Raw genomic sequence first — 19,252 nt, forward strand, 5'->3', positions numbered from 1 at the left:
TGTTACTGCTAGCGCATAATGCCCAGCAGATGACGGCATAAGTTGTCCAGCATTAGTCGGATAAGCTGTCCGCATCCGGATAAAAACCGGGGAGAATCATGACAATTCTCCCCCGATGACACGTTTGATCATATGATCGTCTATAATTCGATGTTTGTTCTGCGCACCGTACAACAAGCCGTGAGTGCATACTTTATTTATCATCCGTGCGGAGCCGCTCACGAAGCGATAGATTTCATCGATCGCTCCATCCGTGAAAATATCGCGATCCGCCCCGGCATAAACCATGTGTCGCTCGATATATGCTCCCGTCTCCGCCCGATCATAGTGCGGCAGCTTACACTGCAAATCGATTCGCTGGCGGATGGCTGCGTAGGCTTGCAGCCCAAGTCGATCCCATAGCTCGCTCTGTCCGACCAGGATGAGCGCCATGGGGCTTTGCGCGTCCATCTTGAAATTCAGCAGGAAGCGAACCTCCTCCAACATTTCGCGATCCAGCAGATGCGCCTCATCCACAACCACCACCGGTTGCAGTCGGTGAATCCCCCGCATGAGCTCAATTTCCCGATGCAACTGACGCTTGGCGTCTCCCCGGTAGAACTTCGATTCGCATCCCAGCTGCTCCAGCAGTCCCTTGTAGAAGTGACGCGGCGTGAGCTTCGAGTCCGACAGATACAGCACCTTATATTTCGCCGGGTCCAGCACCGCTGTGAATCGCCGAATCGTCGTCGTTTTCCCCGTTCCGCAGTCGCCAGTGACAACCGCGAACCACTGTCGCTGTGCCGCGTATTCCAGTCGCCCGAGCGTCTCCTCCAGTGTAACGGACGGATACAGCTCGCTTGTCGGAATATCTCTTGAGAACGGCGAACGGCTAAGGCCATAGAAGGACTCAAACATGGCTTTCCTCCTGACTGACCTTCCGGTAGGAAACCGCAGGCGCTTGGCGCTCGTGCCGCTCTCGGTTTCTCTCTTCAGCAGCCGTAAGTAATCTGGACGCATCTGCGGGGGCTTTTCCTAGATGTTCCGGTAAGGACGGACGCTTACCGGCTCGCTCCCCGATCACCATTTCACGCACCGGCCAAGGCGCATGTCCTTCGTACTCAATGGTAAGCTCGGTGGTGTCCGCCGGGTCATAGACGACGTCGACGGTACAACCGATGAATTTCAGTCCCACTTCGTACTTGCGGTCCATGAAGCTAATGCAACCAGACTTGTCTACTTTGCGCGTTTCGCAGTGCAGGAAAGCATTCGCGAGCTCTTCCGGGTCCACGAACCGAAGCGGTTTCTTGTCGCCGCGATAGACCGATTCCGGACTGCGCTTGTTTTCGAGCGCCGAGTGCGGTTTGTTTTGATAGCACTCGCTAAGCCACACATGAAACAGCTCGTTTAATCGCTCTAAGGTTTGGGGCTTCGTGAGCGCGGCTTCACTTAAGAATGCATCCACGACACGATTAAAACGCTCGACCTTACCTGTTGCCTCTGGAGAATAGGGCTTTGCAAATAGTAACCGCACGCCAAGTTTAGAGCAGGTTCGGGTCATCCACTTCGTACGATATTGCTTTCCATTGTCGAAGTAGACGGCTTCCGGCAAGCCGTATTTCTGAATGGCCTTGCGATAGCAATCCTCGATAATAGTCTTATCCATGACCGGATAGAACTCCCCATGCAGCACAAACCGCGTGGCGTCGTCAATGAAGACGACGAGAAATACTTGTTTCTTTGAACCGCCCGGTCCGATGGGCAGATACGGACCGAACTTAATATCCGAATGCCAGAGCTGATTGCGATGACGCTGCTGGAAACGCCTTGCTGCTACGCCGGATTCGGCGTATATCCGCATGTGGCGTGTGCTGTAACCACGAGACGCAAGTCTTTCTTGCAAGGTACTCCGCTTGATTTCGCCGGGCTGGATACGGCTTTCCCACTCTAGAATCTGAATGATCTGTGCAACGCTGCGCCCTGGTACTTCCCGGCGGAGAAGGATGGCTTGCTCCATAACGGCAGGTGCGATGTTGTCCGATTCCTTACGACCCTTACCCTTGGGGCGTAGTCCGCCGAAGCCTTCCTCGCGATACTTCGCCAAGTAACGGCGCAGCGTACGCTCCGATAACCCATGCTGCTCGCAGATTTGCCTCTTTAAAGCCTGTGCTTTGGCCGAATCTAATCCCTCCGCCAAAAGCGGTGACAACAGTTGTACCCGAAGTGATGCGATTTCTTCCGCTTTCTTCTGATCTTTCATTGGTCTGCTCCCTCATTTGATAGACTTCTAGCCCAGTCTATCTCAAGGGAAAGCGGACAAAAATGCAAAGCGGGTATGTAGCCATAAATTTGCGTTGGCGACGGGGCGGACAATTCTCGCCAGCCAGCCGGGTGCGTCGCCTACAACAAGTCCGATTCTCTGGTGTGCGGTCTGTGTGGCAACGGACGAATGCCGCACAGGCTCTAGTTGAAAGCGAGTAGCGAGGGAAGCAACACAACCTAACCAGTACGTTGTCCGCTCTTTCAGCCAACTCCGCCAGCGAAACAACGTGGACTCATCTGCGGCGACCGATAGCGTAGCATTCTTGCTTGCAGCTTGCTCTACACAACCTGATTCATAGTGCTTGTATGGCACTAAAAAATCCGGCAGCTCATGATGAATCCTGCGACATTCCTGACAACGAAGTCTCCGAATGACTAGCGTTCTCTTATCCCCAGCAGCTCCAATGACCCTTCTTTTCCGACTGCCGATAACGAATAACTTCGCTGTACAGCAGGGTGAAGGAACGATCTCCGCACACCTAACAAAAAACGCCGGCGATCTTCTCAACCAGCTCATACTTTGATACAATGACCATAGTTATTTTGAGGGGATGTCTCCAGTGAACCTGCTACCAACAGGCCACGCGATATGGAGGCATCCTTTTCCTTTACCGAGATATGGTCATTATATTCGGCAACTCACGGACAGGCAATCCCGCCAGCATCTGGACGTTATGGTCTAGCGGCAACACCAAGTGAACCGTTGATCTAACGGGCAGTTATACAAATAAGGAGTTCATAGTATTGTGACTCATGTTACAGTTGAGATGGGGTGACGATAATGCCAATGATTACAATTGTATTTTACGGATTACTTACCATTGCAGTGTTTCTCAGTGTTATAGGGGTTATTTTAAATCCAAAGATATCTTGGTTAGCAGGCTTGGTATGGTATGTAGTCAGCTTTTGGGGAAGCTGGTCGATCGGACTGTATCTACTTGTCTTCCCGTTCACTCTATGGACGTTCGCATTGGCTCACATTCTGCGATTCATTAAGAAGCCTACACATACTGTCGTTTGTTTAGCTGTTGGAATATTGCTTTGGATTGTTAGCATTAACGTATTTGATGATTACTGGCTCTTTTACCCCTTTTCTCATCTATTGGGATAACAAAGGATCAGATCAAAGACGTTTCATTACGCTAACGGATACTTTTGTTGAATAAGTTGTAAATTTAACATTTTAAAGTAAAAGCATTTCTTTGTAATGAGAAATGCTTTTTGTTTTAATCAAAAAACGATATTATTTTATTGTTAATCGATAAACTATGTGGTAAATTCAAAACTGACATTAAATAAGTGAGGTGCACTTTATGAAACGAGGAACAACACACTTTTTGAAGATGGCTGTTATTCTTATTGGAATCCCAATTCTCGCTTTGTGCATATTTTTAGTGCCTAAGATTGGGAATTTTGCTGGAGAATTGTATCCAGAAATGGCTTATATGAAATCTCTCGTTTTAATCGATATGTACGCAGCAGCGCTTCCTTTTTACTTTGCTCTGTATCAAGCTTTTAAACTTTTAAGCTATATTGATAAGAACCAAGCGTTCTCGGAATTATCGGTAAAAGCTTTAAAGAATATAAAATACTGTGCCATCACAATCAGTACCTTGTACCTGCTAGGTATGCCACTCTACTATCTCATGGGGAAGAGAGTTGACCCTCCAAGTTTCATACCAATGGGATTGGTCATTATTTTCGCCTCTATGGTGATCACCGTTTTTGCTGCTGTTCTCCAAAGACTTTTACAAGAAGCTATTAATATAAAATCAGAAAATGATTTAACGGTCTGAGGTGGAGCATATGGCAATTATTATTAATATTGATGTGATGTTAGCAAAACGAAAAATGAGCGTAACGGAGCTTTCTGAGAGGGTTGGAATTACTATGGCGAATCTTTCCATTCTGAAAAATGGGAAAGCAAAAGCGGTTCGTTTTTCAACATTAGAAGCGATATGTAAGACTTTGGATTGTCAGCCAGGTGATATTTTGGAGTACAAAAGCGATGAAGACACTCAATAAAAACAGACAACAAATTTATTTAACTAACGGTTAACGATAGCTCAATGAAAGCTTTAATGAGGCTGTTTGCAAAAAAAGTCCCGATGTGAGGTTTTCAATCAGCGCAAATAGTTGCAAGTATTGCACATAAAAATTACTTGTTTTATGATGTGCTTAACTTAGTTGCGTTACGGACCCGATTAAACTGCAGCATGATTTAAAGGAGTGGTATTCCATGAGTACAGCAGCTCGCGGAGTTAATATAGGACCTCCGCGTTTTAAAATAGCCGTTCATTCTATCGTCTGGCTGGCCAAAAGCGGCTGCGTTCTTTCAAGCGCAATGATCGCTAACCAGGTCGCTTCCCATGCAACTTTTATGCGCCGAGTGATGCAAGCGTTGGCGTCGGCAGGTATTGTGGAATCAAGGGGCGGACGCGAAGGCGGGTATATTTTACGTAAACCTGCCGACCAGATTTCGTTAGGGGAGATTTATTCAGCTGTCAGTACGGGATCCGCTGATCACGATTGTACCGTTGACTGCGGAGCAGCCGGCGAACTGCTGGACTTCGCTCTTGCTTTTCTAATGGCCGGATCGGGGAAGATTGCCGGTTCCAAAATGCATGTCGACGGGTTCACACACTGGCGCTTGCCGCAATGGTTTCGCGTTGTTACGGGCCTGGTCGAGGCTGTGGGGGCAGTTGCCTTAATTATCGGGTTCTGGGAGCCGAGCTGGATCGCCGCAGGTTCGTTGCTGCTTACCATTGTGGGCGTTGGAGGAGTGCTCACCCATATTCGAGTGAAAGATCCGTTCAAACAACTGTTCCCGATTTTACTGCTCAGCATTCTGTCTCTTATCCTATTCTTACTTTCTATTACATAATGAAAGAAGGGATTTCGTCAGCCCGATCGCAAACGATCGGGTTTTTTCGTGTGTGAAATACAAGTCGAGTGAAACAATCAAATAAACATTTGATTATTTGGTTAACTTAGTTATAATAATAATCAAATCAATGTTTGAGTATTATTTGGGGGCTGGATACTATGAACCAAGAAACACAGCCGGCAGTACAGCAGGATACATGTGAAATATATTGTTACGACGAAGCCAAAGTACAGAAAGTCCAAGAACAATTAGCTGAGCAGAATACATTTGAAGCAGCTAAGATCTTTAAAGCTTTGGCCGACGACACCCGGCTGAAGATTGCCTATTCACTGAGCGTAGAAGATGAACTGTGCGTCTGCGATGTGGCTAACATCATCGGATCGACGTTGGCAACAGCGTCGCATCATCTTAGACTGCTGTCTAATATAGGGCTTGCTAAGCATCGCAAAGAAGGCAAATTAGTGTTTTACTCCCTCGATGACGAGCATGTAAAGCTGCTCATTCAAATTGGTCTTCTGCATCAACAGGAGGGTAAAGCTAATGGAAGAGACATTTGAGAAGAAAAGTGTGTACCGCGTACAGGGCTTTACTTGTACAAATTGTGCGGCTTCATTCGAAAAGAATGTAAAAAATATTCCGACGGTGGAAGACGCGAAGGTCAACTTTGGTGCATCGAAAATCACGGTTCATGGCGAAGCCAGTATTGCTGAGTTAGAAAAAGCCGGTGCATTCGAAGGATTAAAGCTATATCCGGAAGCGGAAATACGCGAATTTAAAAAGGAGTTTTTCTGGAAACGAAAGACGACAATTGTGACATTGATCTCCGCTGTGCTGCTTATCTTAGGCTGGGTGTTTGGCGAACAGTACGCCGAAGACAGCTTACCTGCCGTTGTAATGTTCGCCGCTTCCATCATCATTGGCGGGCACGAACTGTTTATAAAAGGCGTAAAAAGCCTTGTGCGCTTCAACTTTAATATGAATACACTCATGACTATTGCCATCTTTGGAGCGGCCGCCATTGGGGAGTGGAGCGAAGGTGCGACCGTTGTGTTTCTTTTCGCCATAAGCGAAGCTCTTGAGCAATACTCTATGGAAAGAGCACGAAGATCCATTAGTTCCTTAATGGACTTAGCCCCGAAAGAGGCATTGATCCGGCGCCATGGTCAAGAGCTGCAAGTGACGGTGGATGAAATTCAAATTGGCGATGTCATGATTGTAAAGCCGGGACAGAAAATTGCCATGGACGGGAAAGTGCGCTCCGGGAATTCTGCAGTTAATCAAGCTTCAATAACCGGCGAATCGGTTCCGGTAAGCAAAACAACCGGCGATGAAGTGTTTGCCGGCACGCTGAATGAAGAAGGATTGCTTGAGGTAGAGGTTACAAAACAAGTTGAAGACACGACAATTGCAAGAATCATTCACCTCGTTGAAGAGGCACAGGCTGAAAAAGCTCCTTCTCAAGCATTTGTCGATCGATTTGCACAATATTACACCCCTGTCATTTTAGCTGTCGCGATATTTATTGCTGTTATTCCGCCGCTTTTTCTTGGCGCCTGGGGAGATTGGATATATCGGGGACTTGCGCTTCTCGTTGTTGGTTGCCCTTGTGCGCTTGTCATTTCCACTCCCGTATCGATTGTAGCAGCCATCGGTAACGCGGCCCGAAAAGGTGTGCTGATTAAAGGCGGCGTTCATCTCGAAGAGACCGGGAAGCTAAAGGTGATTGCATTTGATAAAACCGGAACGCTTACAAAAGGTGTGCCGGAAGTGACCGAGTTTATTCGCCTGTCTGGTCCATCTGATAAAGAGCTGCTCGGCATCGCAGCAGGCATCGAACGCTGGTCCCAGCATCCGCTGGCTTCGGCTATTGTTCGTCACGCAGAAGATCGCGGTGTGGATTTAGAAGCTTACAAAGCGGAAGATTTTCAGTCCATCACGGGTAAAGGTGCGAAGGCACTCGTAACGGGAGCGTTGTACCATATTGGAAGCCCAAAGCTATTTGAAGAATTATTGTCCAATGGTCTCCCGCAGTCGGTCAACATTCAGATCGAGAGCTTGCAAAGCCAAGGTAAAACCGTAATGGTTCTTGGAACGAACGATGAAGCTCAAGCGATGATTGCTGTTGCAGACGAAATCCGAGAAACATCGAAAAATGTGATCCAAAAACTAAGGGATCTGGGCATTCGCACAACGGTTATGCTCACAGGTGACAATAAGTCCACTGCCCATGCCATCGGACAGCGGCTTAATATTCACGAAGTTCGAGCAGAGCTTATGCCGCAAGATAAACTGACAGCGATTAAGAATCTAAAGTCGACCGGTAAGGTCGCCATGATCGGCGATGGCGTCAACGACGCACCGGCTCTCGCTGCTGCGGACGTGGGTATTGCAATGGGTGGTGCGGGTACGGATACAGCACTCGAAACTGCGGATATTGCTTTAATGGGCAACGATCTATCGAAGCTTCCTTTCACCATTAAACTCAGCCGTAAAACGTTACGGATTATTAAGCAAAACATTACGTTCTCTTTAGCCATAAAGGTCCTTGCCCTGCTGCTAATTGTGCCTGGTTGGTTAACGCTCTGGATGGCGATATTCGCCGATATGGGTGCAACGCTCATTGTTACGCTCAATGGGCTTCGGTTAATGAAGATCAAAGAATAATGAGAAAAGCCAGGGGTTCTGCCCTTGGCTTTTTTGTTTAGTTGATGAAAACTGGAAAATTGGGAAACATACGGTGCATCTGAGCTTGGGGTCACCAACAGCCCGAAAAATCATAAGAGAATGAGATATTGTATTGTTTTAGCATGAAAAGCTCAAGAGTTAAATCATTGTATCCGCATTCACGCGTGTATCTTAACATTTTTAAGAGTTTTCGGCTTATTATCATGTTTTACACAGTTCGAATAGAGGAGTAAGATCATTCCGTCAAGTCATATATGCCAAGGATCGCTGAATTTCCAAGTGGAAAACGGGGGAACCAACCGCGACGACGAATCATTTGTTTGTCGCCTGGGGTGAATCAGTGACGTTGTAATGGACGTCACAGTAGGGCGACTCTAAACGCCCGAATCCGTCAGCTAACCTCGTAAGCGTCGTTAGAGAGGGACAACTACGGTTCGATTGCGGCCGCAGGGGGATACCTCTGTGGTTATTTGTTATTCAAAATACTCCTTAACTTGGCGGTGAAACGAATGTTCTCTTTAAAACGTTTATTAATTGGACGGCCATTGAAATCGACGGAATTAGGCGAGCAAAAACTGAATAAGACAAAGGCACTCGCTATCCTTTCCTCCGATGCCTTGTCGTCGGTTGCATACGGTCCGGAGCAGATCTTGCTGGTCCTCATAACAGTGAGTGCAGCAGCATTTTGGTATTCGATCCCCATCGCAATCGGCGTATTGGTTTTGCTGCTGGCTCTGATTTTGTCGTATAGGCAAATTATCTTCGCCTATCCTCATGGCGGCGGAGCCTACGTGGTATCAAAGGAGAATTTGGGCCTGTATCCGGGGTTAATCGCTGGGGGTTCCTTGCTCGTCGATTACATTTTAACCGTGGCGGTAAGTGTGTCAGCGGGTACGGATGCGATCACCTCCGCTTTTCCAAGCTTGCATGAACATACCGTCGCATTGCCGTTACATTTGTGATCTTGATAACCATTTTGAATTTACGGGGCGTTACGGAGTCTGCTTCCATCTTGGCCTATCCCGTTTATTTATTTGTTTTGGCGTTATTCATATTAATTGGAGCCGGAATATACAACTCGATCACAGGTCATATTCCACCTGATCTGCATACACCAATCGGTACGCCGGTCGCAGGAATCAGTCTATTTCTGCTGTTAAGAGCGTTTGCTTCGGGCAGCTCCGCGTTAACCGGTGTTGAAGCCATTTCAAACGCCATTCCAAACTTCAAAGACCCTGCCCCTAAAAACGCTGCTAAAACGTTAGTCGCGATGGGGTCATTATTGGCCTTGTTATTTTCGGGAATCGTATACCTCGCATATTATTATGGAATAGTTCCGCGAGAAGAGGTCACCGTTGTGTCTCAAATTGCGGAGCAGACATTCGGACGCAGCTTTATGTATTACTTCATTCAAGGAACTACGGCACTCATCTTAATCCTTGCTGCAAACACAGGGTATTCCGCTTTCCCTATGCTTGCAGTTAATCTTGCCAAAGATCGATTCATACCCCGAATGTTCACCGTTCGTGGAGACCGGTTAGGATACTCAAACGGAATTATCTCGCTTGGATTTTTTTCGATCCTATTGATCGTTGCCTTTGGAGGAAAAACGGAACATCTGATTCCGCTTTATGCGGTTGGCGTATTTATTCCATTTACTCTGTCGCAGAGCGGAATGGTGGTCAAATGGATCCGTGAAAAACCGCATGGATGGGTTTCAAAGCTCATTATTAACACCACAGGTGCTGTGATTAGCTTTATCGTCTCGATGATGTTCTTTTTAACCAAGTTCTCGCAAGTGTGGCCGGTCTTAGTTTTCTTGCCTTTAATCATTTATCTATTTCATCGTATCAGAAAGCATTATGAAGCAGTTGGTGATCAGCTTAGACTTACAACATGTGAACCGATTGTGCCGATTGAGGGCAATGTAATTATTCTCCCTGTTGCAGGTATAACTCATGTAGTTGAGAACTCATTGGCGTACGCCAAATCGATTTCCCCACAGCAGATTATTGCTGTATATGTCCCGTTTGAAAGAGAAGATGAACTCAAGTTTGAAGAGAAATGGAAGAAGTGGCAGCCTGATGTACGACTGGTCACTCTGCACTCGCCTTATAGAAGTATCATTAATCCGTTAGCCAAATTTATAGATACAATTCAGCGTAAAGCAGCTGAATCCAACCACCAAGTTACGGTCATTATTCCACAATTCATACCCAAGAAAGGCTGGCAAAATATACTGCATAACCAATCAAGCTTATTGATTCGCGCCCACTTGCTATATCGGAGAAATGTCATTGTTACTACTGTGCCGTATCATTTAAAGAAATAAAGACGTTAACGAGGAGCTGTTGGAAAGCCAACGGCTCCTTTTGTTCTGAAATCGTTAAATCCTCAGGTGTTCGGAGGATCGGCCGGCAGACCCTCAACCGGATGTATCATTTGAGGTAAACACCGAAGCATTAGAACGTATAACGCCGGATCAGCCTTTCAATCCTAAGTCTGGTAAAACACTGGATCCTTCTCTTACGCCAGACAGCTAGGGAGCCTCAGCCCACCGGCTATTCCAGACTGTTTTCATGAACGGATGTTGCTGTTAAACTTAATTCAAAGGTGCGTAAAGGAGCCGACTGTGAAGACCGGCTCCTTTAGGTTTGAACAGCTTGAGAGGGGCAGAGTGGATTTGTTCAAAAAGGTTGGAGTTATCGGAATTTATACTGTTGCGGCATTGCTTCTATGGTTAAACCGCAGCTCTCTTATTCTTTGGATGGAATCGGATACGGAGTGGTATCGGAATATTCTGATTGTGCTGCTAGCTTTGGTAATCGCCATAGTACCCGCGTTACCTTACGGAATAGTGGCCGCTGTAATGGGGGCCAAATTCGGAGCTTTCACCGGATCTCTGTTAAATGTCACGATATCTGTTCTCGCTGCCTTGATTTTGTTTATGCTGGTGCGGCGCACATTCTCAGAACAACAGCGAACAAAGGCTGCGAACGTTAAGGGGATCCGCTTTCTCACGAAATTTACCGAAACAAATCCGTTCTTCACCATTTTGTTTGCCCGATTACTGCCGATTGTTCCAGCGCAAGCGGTCAATATTTATGCCGCCATCACCCGTATAGCATGGAAACCCTACATTATAGCAACAGCTATTGGTAAAGTTCCCTTTATCATCATGGTCACGTTATTGGGCGACCGATTTCTTCAGAATGCTGATTTTAGGGAAGTCTTCATTATTGTCGGCTTGTACGCTGTTTTTATAGGCGTGGTATACGTAGTGTACCGATTTTACGTACATAGAGTTAGAGAATCGAGGACGCAGGGGGAAAGCTGAAGCCGCGAGCTCTCTCGGAACCCACTCTTACAACGAAAGGGCTGCCGGCGACAGCCCTTTTAGCCGCGTTCCCGGATCTTTTTATAATACTGACTCGGAGAAAGCCCGGTATACTTTTTGAACACTTTACTGAAATAGTAAGGATCGTTTAATCCCGTCAAATAGCCGATTTCTCCAATGCTCAAATGGGTAGCTTCGATCAGCTCCTTGGCATGATCGATTCGTACAAGATTCACATACTGGGTAATCGTATGGCCGGTTACTTTGCTGAAAACTCTGTTCATATAGTCGTAGTTGCATTCAAACTCCCGTTCAATGTCGCTTCCAATGATCTTCTGAGCATAGTTTTGATGGATATAATCGAGCAGCGCATGTACTTTCATGAACGATTTCGTGTTCTTGCTGCTATCGTTCTGGAGCTGATTGAGCAAGTACTCACGCGAGATTTCAATGAACAGCTCGGACATCTTTAATGCCGTAAGGCTCCGGTTATAATTTTTGCGCCGGTATAGATTCACCATTTCATCCATGGCGTGGAAAGCGTAATGAAGGCTGCTTTTGTTGGTGAGCGTCGAATATTTAGGAAGATAGCACGTATCGTTATCCTCGGCAGACTGAGCGGATCCGTCGTCGAAAAGAAAGTGCCTGGCGACGGCAGCTGCATCGAGATTGGTCCGCCGGCGGATTTCCGGATGGTCGAAGTGCACGTAATAATAGTCGCATTCATGCTTTTCAAAACCCTCGTGATTCAGGTTAGGCTCCAACAGCAGGATATCGCCTTTCGTAAGCGTGTAACGGTGTCCGTTCTCTTGAATATCCAGTTGACCGCTTTTGATGAAATATAGAATATATTCATCGGTATTCCTTTGAAATGCTGCCAGGGATTTTTATAGGAGACGAAGCCCACCAGTTTGATTTTTGGAACATACTCCATATTCACTGCCAGCATGACCTCAGCCTCCCTGCAGAAAAGTCGCTTTTGTACAAAAAGAGTCTTTTTCCGACATTCCCGTTTATTCTACCACAGCCTATACTGAGAGAGTGTAATAATTGATTTTACCAACGGGAGGTCTCACGTTTTGGCAACTATTAAAGTTACGGTATGGAACGAGTATCGTCATGAAAGACACAACGAGCATGTGGCCGGTATTTATCCGGAAGGCATCCACAATGCGATCGCGGGATATTTGAAAAAGAACGATACGTTTGAAGTAAAGACGGCGGTGCTGGACGATCCGGATCACGGGTTGACGGATGAGACGCTCGATAACACGGATGTGCTCATTTGGTGGGGGCACTTGGCTCATCATGAGGTACGTGACGATATTGTCGAAAAAGTCCGGAACAAGGTGTTGGAGGGAATGGGAATTATCGTTCTTCACTCGGGTCATGGTTCCAAAATATTTCAGCGGCTGCTGGGCACGCAGACCGGATCGTTGAAATGGCGCGATGACGGTGAAAAGGAAAGATTGTGGGTCATTGAGCATGGGCACCCGATTGTAGAGGGATTAGGCGAGTACATCGAGATCCCGAAAGAAGAAATGTACGGCGAACGTTTCGAGATTCCGGCGCCGGACGAGCTGGTGTTTATCTCGTGGTTCGAGGGTGGAGAAGTGTTCCGAAGCGGATGCACCTATAGAAGAGGAAAAGGCAAATTGTTTTACTTCAGACCGGGTCATGAGACGTTCCCGATCTATCATCACCCGGAAGTGCTGAAAGTCATATCCAACGGCGTTCGCTGGGCAGCTCCGACGACAGGCGCCAAAGCGAGTTACGGCAGAGTGGAACCGATAGAGAAAATTCGCAGTGCGGAAGGGAACTGATAAAATGCAAATTTTCCGAGTGGGATTAATCGGTCTGGGCGGTATGGCGAATGCGCATGTTAACGGTTTGAAGAGCATCTCCAATATTACGATTTCCGCGATTTGCGATGTGCAGCCAAGTGCGCTGGTCAAATTCGGCGAGCAATTAGGAGTACCGGATGAGAAGAGATTCTCAGACTATCGTCAAATGATTCAGCACCCTGACGTGGATGCGGTAATCTCCGTTACACCTAATATTGTCCATGCTGAAATTATGAAAGCTTGTATAGAAGCCCGCAAACCGTTCTTGTCCGAAAAACCGTTTACGATGACGCTTCAGGAAGCCGAAGACGTAAAGGCAGCTTTCGATGCAAGTCCGGTTCCGTCGATGGTGGGCTTCAGCTACAGATACACGCCGGCTTTCCGGCTTGCACGGGAGCTGCTGCTGCAAGGGAAAATAGGCAAAGTGCGCAGCTTCTCGGTCCAATATTTGCAAGGATGGGGTTCGGCCGTTTACAACACGCCTTTCCTGTGGAGATTTGACAAGGATATGACGGGCACCGGAACACTCGGTGATTTAGGGGCGCACATGATCGATTTGGCACACTATCTGATCGGGCCTTTTAAAGAGCTGTCGGCGATGATGGAAACTTTGATCCCCGAGAGAAAAAGTCTGAATTCCGATGAATTCGTCAAGGTGGAAGTGGACGATTTCGCCAGCTTTCAAGCCCGCATGGAGAATGGCGCCGTTGGTATCTTTCAGACGACAAGGAACGCGATCGGGTCCGGCAATCAGCACGAAATTTCCCTCTTTGGCGATCAAGGAACGATCCACGCCAGCACGGTTAACCCTGACCAAGTCATCTGGATTCACGTTGATGAGACGACGGGCGAAATCGTGGAGAAGAAATTAAATGTTCCGGGCCGGTTAAAGATATCCCAGTGGGAAGATTTCGCGCAATTGCTGGCCGGAACTCCGGGTGACGGACTGCCGGATTTTGCAGCGGGTTACGAGAATCAGAGGGTTCTGGAAGCCATTATTCGGTCTGACGCTTTGAAAACTACGGTTTCGGTGGCTGATGAAATCTAAAGAATTATCGCTCATTGCAGTTACGTGGCCGATCTTCATCGAATTCGGCCTGCACATCCTGATGCGCACAGTGGATGTGTTCATGCTGAGCCAGGTGTCTGATGATGCGGTAGCTGCGGTGGGCGTATCTAACCAGATCGTAATGATGGCCGTTATGGTGTTCCAATTCGTCGCCATGGGGTCCGCGGTAGTCGTATCTCAGTACCTCGGCGCCAAACAGACGAATGAAATCGACAGGCTTGTCGGATCTGCGTTAGGTTTGAATTTTGTGTTCGGAATGGTTGTGAGCATCGGTCTCGTTTTGTTCAGCACCACCCTGCTGCAAGTGTTCAACCTGGGAGCGGGACTGTTCGAGATGGCTCAAAGCTATCTGACTATCGCGTGTGCGGCTCTCGTGGTGCAAGCCTTGTTGTCCGTGACCGCAGCCATTATTCAAACTCATGGCTTCACCCGTCATACGATGCTGGTCGCCTTGGGCATGAATGTGTTGAACATCATCGGCAATTATCTGTTCATCTTCGGCCTGTTCGGCGTTCCGAAGCTGGGCGTTACCGGTGTGGCCATCTCCACCGCGACTAGTCAGTTGATCGGACTCGCGGTCAACCTGATGATCCTGCACAAAGTGGTGGGCGTGCGCCTGCAATGGCGGAGCATGATCCGTTGGCAGCGCGATCATGTGGCCAAAGTATTGCGTGTCGGTGTTCCCTCAGCCGCGGTGACATTGTCCTACAATGCTAACCAATTCGTGACGACAATGTTCATCTCATCGCTCGGCGCGGTTATGCTGACCACGAAAATATACACGCAAAACATTATGCTCATCGTGATGATACTCGGTATTTCGCTGGCCAGAGGAACCCAGATCATCGTCGGGCATCTGGTCGGGGCCGGGGAGCAGGAGGAAGCTTATACCCGCGTGCTCCGCAATCTGTTCTACAGCATCGGGATCACACTGTTCGGCGTACTGATCTTGACCTTTTTTCGGGTCCCGTTGCTCAGCCTGTTCACCGACTCTTCCGAGATCATCAGTATGGGTGCGGCGCTGCTTCTGGTCGGTTTCTTATTGGAGCCGGCACGAAATTTCAATGTCATCCTGGAAAAATCGCTTCAGGCCACCGGTGACGCCGGCTACACGATGGCCTCATCCGTACTGATCATGTGGCTCTTCAGCGTTCCGCTCACTTACTTTTTGGGCATCTATATGGGATACGGGTTATATGGAATATGGGCGGCGTTTATTATTGACGAATGGGCCAGGGGGTTGTCCCTTTACGTTCGTTGGAGAAATAAGGGCTGGAAGAAGAAGTCGCTTGTTCAACGCGGAACGGTTTCTACTTGAACAATCAGTTCAAAAATTAAACTTAACATGCAAAATGGAGTGCAGATGGGCAGCACTCCATTTTTGTTGTAGAAACAAAGTTATTTGATTTCTGTTTTTAATCGGATTGTTTGAACTTTTTCTTCAGTGCTCCAATATTCGAGTATAAGATTATGTTTTGAGTCTTTATATGTATAGATTTCCGCGCCTTGCTCCATGGTCTTTTCTCCTATTTTTTGTTCCTCAACCATCAGCGGTGCCCGTTCCTTCGGCAACTCGGTATTAGGCTGATATCCATACAATCTTTGCCCAGACAAATCAACTTCTTCTATCATGAAAATGTTTCAGAGCAGATATTATTGCAACTTGGCATAGGATAGGGGGTTAGGGTAAAATATAGTTGTAAAGGGGGAATAAGCATGGAACTCGAAACGCCGGCTGCATCTCCGGAGCAAACGAATCAAGATGAACAGAATCACGATGGGCGCGATCACCAGCACAGCCATCATTCGGAGAAAACAAAGACCAATCTCACCAACCGTTTGAACCGCATCGAAGGGCAAGTGCGCGGGATTAAAGGGCTTATTGAAAGAGATGCGTATTGTGATGATGTGTTGAATCAGATCGCTTCCGTGCAAGCCGCTTTGAATGGAGTCGGCAAGCTTCTCCTTGAGGAACATATGAAGAGCTGTGTCGTCGAAAAGATCCAGGAAGGCGATTTAGGGGTTATTAATGAACTGCTGACCACGATAAATAAACTGATGAAATAATGGAAACAAATGTGCTGTGAGCGCACATTTGTTTTTTTCTATAAACATAATTTTGGATGTACTTGACATAGGGTAGGGGGGTATTGTATAAATAAAGTAAGGAATGAACAAAATATAATTCATAGAGGAGGATTTCATCATGCAAAACGTAACATTGAAGGTACAAGGAATGAGCTGCAACCATTGTGTCAACTCGGTCGAAGGTGCTGTAAAGAAACTTGGTGCCGCCGCAAAAGTCGATCTTGCCGCCGGTGCGGTCGACGTGCAATATGACGATAACAAGCTCAGTTTGGACGATATCAAAGCAGCCATCGAGGATCAAGGATATGACGTTGTTGCGTAACGTGGCCCGGCCTTAGGCTTGCTGCTTGCTTCTGTTACAATAAATCTAACGTCACATTTTCCAACACGGAAGAAACCAGGTGATTCAAATGAACGAGTCCCCGTCACCGGCCGGCAATCAGCAGGCAACGCTTCAAATCACAGGAATGACCTGTGCAGCGTGTGCCAACCGAATTGAGAAGGGTTTAAACAAGCTGGAAGGCGTGTCCCAAGCGAATGTCAACTTTGCTTTGGAGCAAGCATCCGTGCAGTTCGACCCGGCCAAAGTTGACATGCCCCGATTGGAACAGAAGATCAAAGATCTGGGATATGGCACGGTCAAGGAAGCCGTTGACTTGGACATCATGGGCATGACCTGTGCAGCTTGCGCAACCCGAATCGAAAAAGGGCTGAACAAGCTGGAAGGCGTCAAAGCCACTGTCAATCTCGCTCTTGAAACCGCACATATCGAATATCTCCCTTCTATGGTGAGCACCGCAGACATGATAAAAAAGGTTGAGCAACTAGGTTATAAAGCTAAACCCAAAAGCCAGGCAGCCGGCGCTGTAGATCACCGGAAGAAAGAAATTCGCCGCAATCAATGGATGGTCATCGTATCGGCTATTTTGACGTTGCCCCTATTGTGGGCGATGGTGGGCCACTTCTCCTTCACATCCTGGATTTGGGTTCCGGATCTATTCATGCAACCTTGGTTCCAATTTGCTTTGGCGACTCCGGTTCAGTTTATTATCGGCGGCAGATTTTACATCGGGGCATACAAGGCTCTGCGTAACGGCAGCGCAAATATGGATGTGCTCGTGGCTCTAGGTACGTCTGCAGCCTATTTTTACAGTGTATATGTAACCGTCTGGGAAGTTCCGTCGGCTCTCTACTATGAAACCAGCGCGGTGCTGATCACGTTAATCTTGCTCGGCAAGTTGTTCGAGGCGCTGGCCAAAGGCCGTTCATCGGAAGCGATCAAATCGTTAATGGGGCTGCAAGCGAAAACAGCAACAGTCATTCGCGACGGTGTGGAGATGAATGTGCCTGTGGAAGACGTCGCTGCAGGTGACATCTTCTTGGTCAAACCCGGAGAAAAAGTGCCGGTGGACGGCGTTGTTTTGGAAGGCGTATCGGCCGTTGATGAATCCATGCTTACAGGGGAAAGCATTCCTGTCGATAAGCAGCCAGGCGAACACGTAATAGGAGCGACTCTAAACAAAAACGGTGTCTTGAAGGTACGGGCGACCAAGGTAGGGAAAGAAACTGCTCTTTCTCAAATCATTAAAGTTGTCGAAGAAGCGCAAGGTTCCAAGGCTCCCATTCAGCGCATTGCGGATGTCATATCGGGGATCTTCGTACCGATCGTCGTCGGTATTGCCGTAGTCACATTCTTAATCTGGTACTTCGGCGTAGAGCCCGGGGATCTCTCCGGGGCTCTGGAGAAAGCCATCGCTGTACTCGTCATCGCTTGCCCTTGCGCACTCGGGCTCGCCACCCCAACCTCAATCATGGCCGGATCCGGACGTGCAGCCGAACTTGGGATTTTGTTCAAAGGCGGCGAGCACCTGGAGAACACACACCGGGTGACGACGGTTGTGCTGGATAAAACGGGTACGGTGACCAAGGGTAAGCCTGAGCTGACGGATATTCGTGTGGAAAATGAGTTCGAGGAGGCGCAGCTTCTGTCCTGGGTCGGTGCAGCGGAGAAAAACTCCGAGCATCCATTGGCGGAGGCCATTGTTTCCGGCATTCGAAACAAAGGGATCTCGATACCGCCGTCTGAATCTTTCCAAGCGATTCCCGGATACGGCATCATGGCTGTCGTCGAAGGCAGAGGCATCATGATCGGAACAAGGAAGCTGATGGCTCAGTACAGTGTCAGGGCCGACAAAGCATTCGACGAAATGGACAGACTGGAATCTCAAGGTAAAACCGCCATGCTCATCGCCGTTGACGGTGTTTATGCGGGAATGGTTGCTGTGGCGGATACCATCAAAGATACCTCCAAAGAAGCGGTTACCCGCATGAAGCAGCTTAACCTCGAAGTCGTGATGATGACCGGCGACAATGAACGTACGGCGAATGCCATCGCAAGTCAGGCAGGCATCGAACATGTGCTGGCCGAAGTTCTGCCTGACGGTAAAGCGATTGAAGTAAAAAAGCTGCAAGAGTCCGGGAAAAAAGTGGCCATGGTAGGAGACGGGATTAACGATGCGCCGGCCTTGGCTACGGCGGATATCGGAATGGCGATCGGTACGGGTACGGACGTGGCCATGGAAGCCGCGGATGTAACCTTAATGCGCGGGGACTTGAACAGTATTCCCGACGCGATCTCCATCAGTAAGAAAACGATGCTCAATATCAAGCAAAACCTGTTCTGGGCGCTTGCTTACAATGTCGTTGGAATTCCGATTGCTGCAATGGGTTACCTGGAACCGTGGCTGGCTGGAGCGGCTATGGCTCTGAGTTCGGTTTCAGTCGTGCTCAATGCGCTTAGACTGCAGAATATAGATCGGAAAGTTGAGGAAAGAGGTAACCAGATGAACGGCAGGATGCAATTCGTATTGATTTTATTGCTTGTTGTCATGACTTTCTTTGCAGGTTACGGATTCGGTAGACAAGATGCTCCGAGAACCAGCGAAGACACGGCAGCAATACAAGAAGAGGCGGCGCCTCATGGGCACGGCGGGGCTGACAGCGACAGCACAAACACGATCAAGACCAAAGCGGTCTGGTCC

16 protein-coding genes, 2 pseudogenes and 1 riboswitch are annotated in these 19,252 nt (G+C 47.9%); of the genes and pseudogenes, 13 read left to right on the forward strand and 5 right to left on the reverse strand.

Features of this window, described 5'->3' with window-relative positions:
* Positions 1-96: 96 nt before the first annotated feature.
* Genes SD71_RS07355 through SD71_RS24780 form a run of 3 tightly spaced genes read right to left on the reverse strand, consistent with a single transcriptional unit; the run spans position 97 to position 2,818 of the window.
* Positions 97-897 (reverse strand): ExeA family protein, encoded by an 801-nt coding sequence (locus SD71_RS07355; protein WP_041061648.1) that lies wholly within the window; start codon positions 895-897, stop codon positions 97-99.
* Positions 890-2,239, reverse strand: coding sequence for a DDE-type integrase/transposase/recombinase (locus tag SD71_RS07360; protein ID WP_041061650.1), 1,350 nt, complete (start codon positions 2,237-2,239; stop codon positions 890-892). Before SD71_RS07360 ends, SD71_RS07355 begins: the two co-directional genes overlap by 8 nt.
* 42 nt (positions 2,240-2,281) lie before the next feature.
* The gene (locus SD71_RS24780; protein ID WP_082034122.1) at positions 2,282-2,818 is read right to left on the reverse strand and encodes a DUF6431 domain-containing protein; all 537 of its coding nucleotides are present in this window, start codon (positions 2,816-2,818) and stop codon (positions 2,282-2,284) included.
* 796 nt (positions 2,819-3,614) lie between these two features.
* Here SD71_RS24780 and SD71_RS07370 point away from each other — a divergent pair.
* The 7 genes and pseudogenes from SD71_RS07370 (at position 3,615) to SD71_RS07405 (ending at position 11,210) form a co-directional block, all read left to right on the forward strand.
* On the forward strand, positions 3,615-4,097 hold the full coding sequence (locus SD71_RS07370) for a DUF2975 domain-containing protein (protein WP_041061657.1): 483 nt from the start codon (positions 3,615-3,617) through the stop codon (positions 4,095-4,097).
* 10 nt (positions 4,098-4,107) lie between these two features.
* Positions 4,108-4,326: a helix-turn-helix domain-containing protein gene (locus tag SD71_RS07375; RefSeq protein ID WP_004434885.1), complete on the forward strand. Its 219-nt coding sequence runs from the start codon at positions 4,108-4,110 to the stop codon at positions 4,324-4,326.
* A gap of 214 nt (positions 4,327-4,540) precedes the next feature.
* Positions 4,541-5,185, forward strand: coding sequence for an Rrf2 family transcriptional regulator (locus SD71_RS22950; protein ID WP_082034111.1), 645 nt, complete (start codon positions 4,541-4,543; stop codon positions 5,183-5,185).
* A 161-nt stretch (positions 5,186-5,346) separates the two neighbouring features.
* Entirely contained in the window at positions 5,347-5,745 is a 399-nt protein-coding gene (locus SD71_RS07390; protein ID WP_041061665.1) for an ArsR/SmtB family transcription factor, read from the forward strand.
* Entirely contained in the window at positions 5,729-7,852 is a 2,124-nt protein-coding gene (locus tag SD71_RS07395; protein ID WP_041061675.1) for a heavy metal translocating P-type ATPase, read from the forward strand. The genes SD71_RS07390 and SD71_RS07395 overlap by 17 nt, the downstream gene beginning before the upstream one ends.
* Before the next feature lie 276 nt (positions 7,853-8,128).
* Positions 8,129-8,299, forward strand: a riboswitch (cyclic di-AMP (ydaO/yuaA leader).
* An 83-nt stretch (positions 8,300-8,382) separates the two neighbouring features.
* Positions 8,383-10,205, forward strand: a pseudogene (locus tag SD71_RS07400) (APC family permease).
* 345 nt (positions 10,206-10,550) lie between these two features.
* Positions 10,551-11,210: a TVP38/TMEM64 family protein gene (locus SD71_RS07405; RefSeq protein ID WP_161793353.1), complete on the forward strand. Its 660-nt coding sequence runs from the start codon at positions 10,551-10,553 to the stop codon at positions 11,208-11,210.
* 59 nt (positions 11,211-11,269) lie between these two features.
* Here SD71_RS07405 and SD71_RS07410 read toward each other — a convergent pair whose 3' ends face one another.
* A complete protein-coding gene (locus tag SD71_RS07410) occupies positions 11,270-12,091 on the reverse strand; it encodes an AraC family transcriptional regulator (RefSeq protein ID WP_326998722.1) in 822 nt (273 codons plus the stop codon).
* 198 nt (positions 12,092-12,289) lie between these two features.
* Between SD71_RS07410 and SD71_RS07415 the strand changes: the two genes are divergently transcribed.
* From SD71_RS07415 to SD71_RS07425, 3 genes are read left to right on the forward strand one after another with little or no spacing between them, the layout of a single operon-like run.
* Entirely contained in the window at positions 12,290-13,033 is a 744-nt protein-coding gene (locus SD71_RS07415) for a ThuA domain-containing protein (protein ID WP_041061680.1), read from the forward strand.
* Between the two features lie 4 nt (positions 13,034-13,037).
* On the forward strand, positions 13,038-14,102 hold the full coding sequence (locus tag SD71_RS07420; protein ID WP_041061682.1) for a Gfo/Idh/MocA family protein: 1,065 nt from the start codon (positions 13,038-13,040) through the stop codon (positions 14,100-14,102).
* A complete protein-coding gene (locus SD71_RS07425) occupies positions 14,092-15,441 on the forward strand; it encodes an MATE family efflux transporter (protein WP_041061684.1) in 1,350 nt (449 codons plus the stop codon). Before SD71_RS07420 ends, SD71_RS07425 begins: the two co-directional genes overlap by 11 nt.
* An 80-nt stretch (positions 15,442-15,521) precedes the next feature.
* Here SD71_RS07425 and SD71_RS07430 read toward each other — a convergent pair whose 3' ends face one another.
* Positions 15,522-15,755 carry a hypothetical protein gene (locus SD71_RS07430; protein ID WP_152619377.1) on the reverse strand — a complete coding sequence of 78 codons (234 nt, stop codon included), beginning with the start codon at positions 15,753-15,755 and terminating at the stop codon, positions 15,522-15,524.
* A gap of 84 nt (positions 15,756-15,839) precedes the next feature.
* Between SD71_RS07430 and SD71_RS07435 the strand changes: the two genes are divergently transcribed.
* The 3 genes and pseudogenes from SD71_RS07435 to SD71_RS07445 all read left to right on the forward strand — a co-directional run.
* Positions 15,840-16,190, forward strand: coding sequence for a metal-sensitive transcriptional regulator (locus SD71_RS07435; protein ID WP_082034113.1), 351 nt, complete (start codon positions 15,840-15,842; stop codon positions 16,188-16,190).
* 139 nt (positions 16,191-16,329) lie between these two features.
* Positions 16,330-16,533 (forward strand): copper chaperone CopZ, encoded by a 204-nt coding sequence (gene copZ, locus SD71_RS07440; protein WP_041061691.1) that lies wholly within the window; start codon positions 16,330-16,332, stop codon positions 16,531-16,533.
* An 88-nt stretch (positions 16,534-16,621) separates the two neighbouring features.
* Positions 16,622-19,024 (forward strand): annotated as a pseudogene (locus SD71_RS07445) (heavy metal translocating P-type ATPase); the annotation flags it as partial.
* Positions 19,025-19,252 lie beyond the last annotated feature (228 nt).

The sequence above is a fragment of the Cohnella kolymensis genome (assembly GCF_000829465.1).
GTDB lineage: Bacteria > Bacillota > Bacilli > Paenibacillales > Paenibacillaceae > Cohnella > Cohnella kolymensis.

Coding starts and splice junctions, on each gene's coding strand:
- SD71_RS07355 (WP_041061648.1), bottom strand. CDS start 897: ATGTTTGAGTCCTTCTATGGCCTTAGCCGTTCGCCGTTCTCAAGAGAT.
- SD71_RS07360 (WP_041061650.1), bottom strand. CDS start 2,239: ATGAAAGATCAGAAGAAAGCGGAAGAAATCGCATCACTTCGGGTACAA.
- SD71_RS24780 (WP_082034122.1), bottom strand. CDS start 2,818: ATGAGCTGGTTGAGAAGATCGCCGGCGTTTTTTGTTAGGTGTGCGGAG.
- SD71_RS07370 (WP_041061657.1), top strand. CDS start 3,615: ATGAAACGAGGAACAACACACTTTTTGAAGATGGCTGTTATTCTTATT.
- SD71_RS07375 (WP_004434885.1), top strand. CDS start 4,108: ATGGCAATTATTATTAATATTGATGTGATGTTAGCAAAACGAAAAATG.
- SD71_RS22950 (WP_082034111.1), top strand. CDS start 4,541: ATGAGTACAGCAGCTCGCGGAGTTAATATAGGACCTCCGCGTTTTAAA.
- SD71_RS07390 (WP_041061665.1), top strand. CDS start 5,347: ATGAACCAAGAAACACAGCCGGCAGTACAGCAGGATACATGTGAAATA.
- SD71_RS07395 (WP_041061675.1), top strand. CDS start 5,729: ATGGAAGAGACATTTGAGAAGAAAAGTGTGTACCGCGTACAGGGCTTT.
- SD71_RS07420 (WP_041061682.1), top strand. CDS start 13,038: ATGCAAATTTTCCGAGTGGGATTAATCGGTCTGGGCGGTATGGCGAAT.
- SD71_RS07425 (WP_041061684.1), top strand. CDS start 14,092: ATGAAATCTAAAGAATTATCGCTCATTGCAGTTACGTGGCCGATCTTC.
- SD71_RS07430 (WP_152619377.1), bottom strand. CDS start 15,755: ATGATAGAAGAAGTTGATTTGTCTGGGCAAAGATTGTATGGATATCAG.
- SD71_RS07435 (WP_082034113.1), top strand. CDS start 15,840: ATGGAACTCGAAACGCCGGCTGCATCTCCGGAGCAAACGAATCAAGAT.
- copZ (WP_041061691.1), top strand. CDS start 16,330: ATGCAAAACGTAACATTGAAGGTACAAGGAATGAGCTGCAACCATTGT.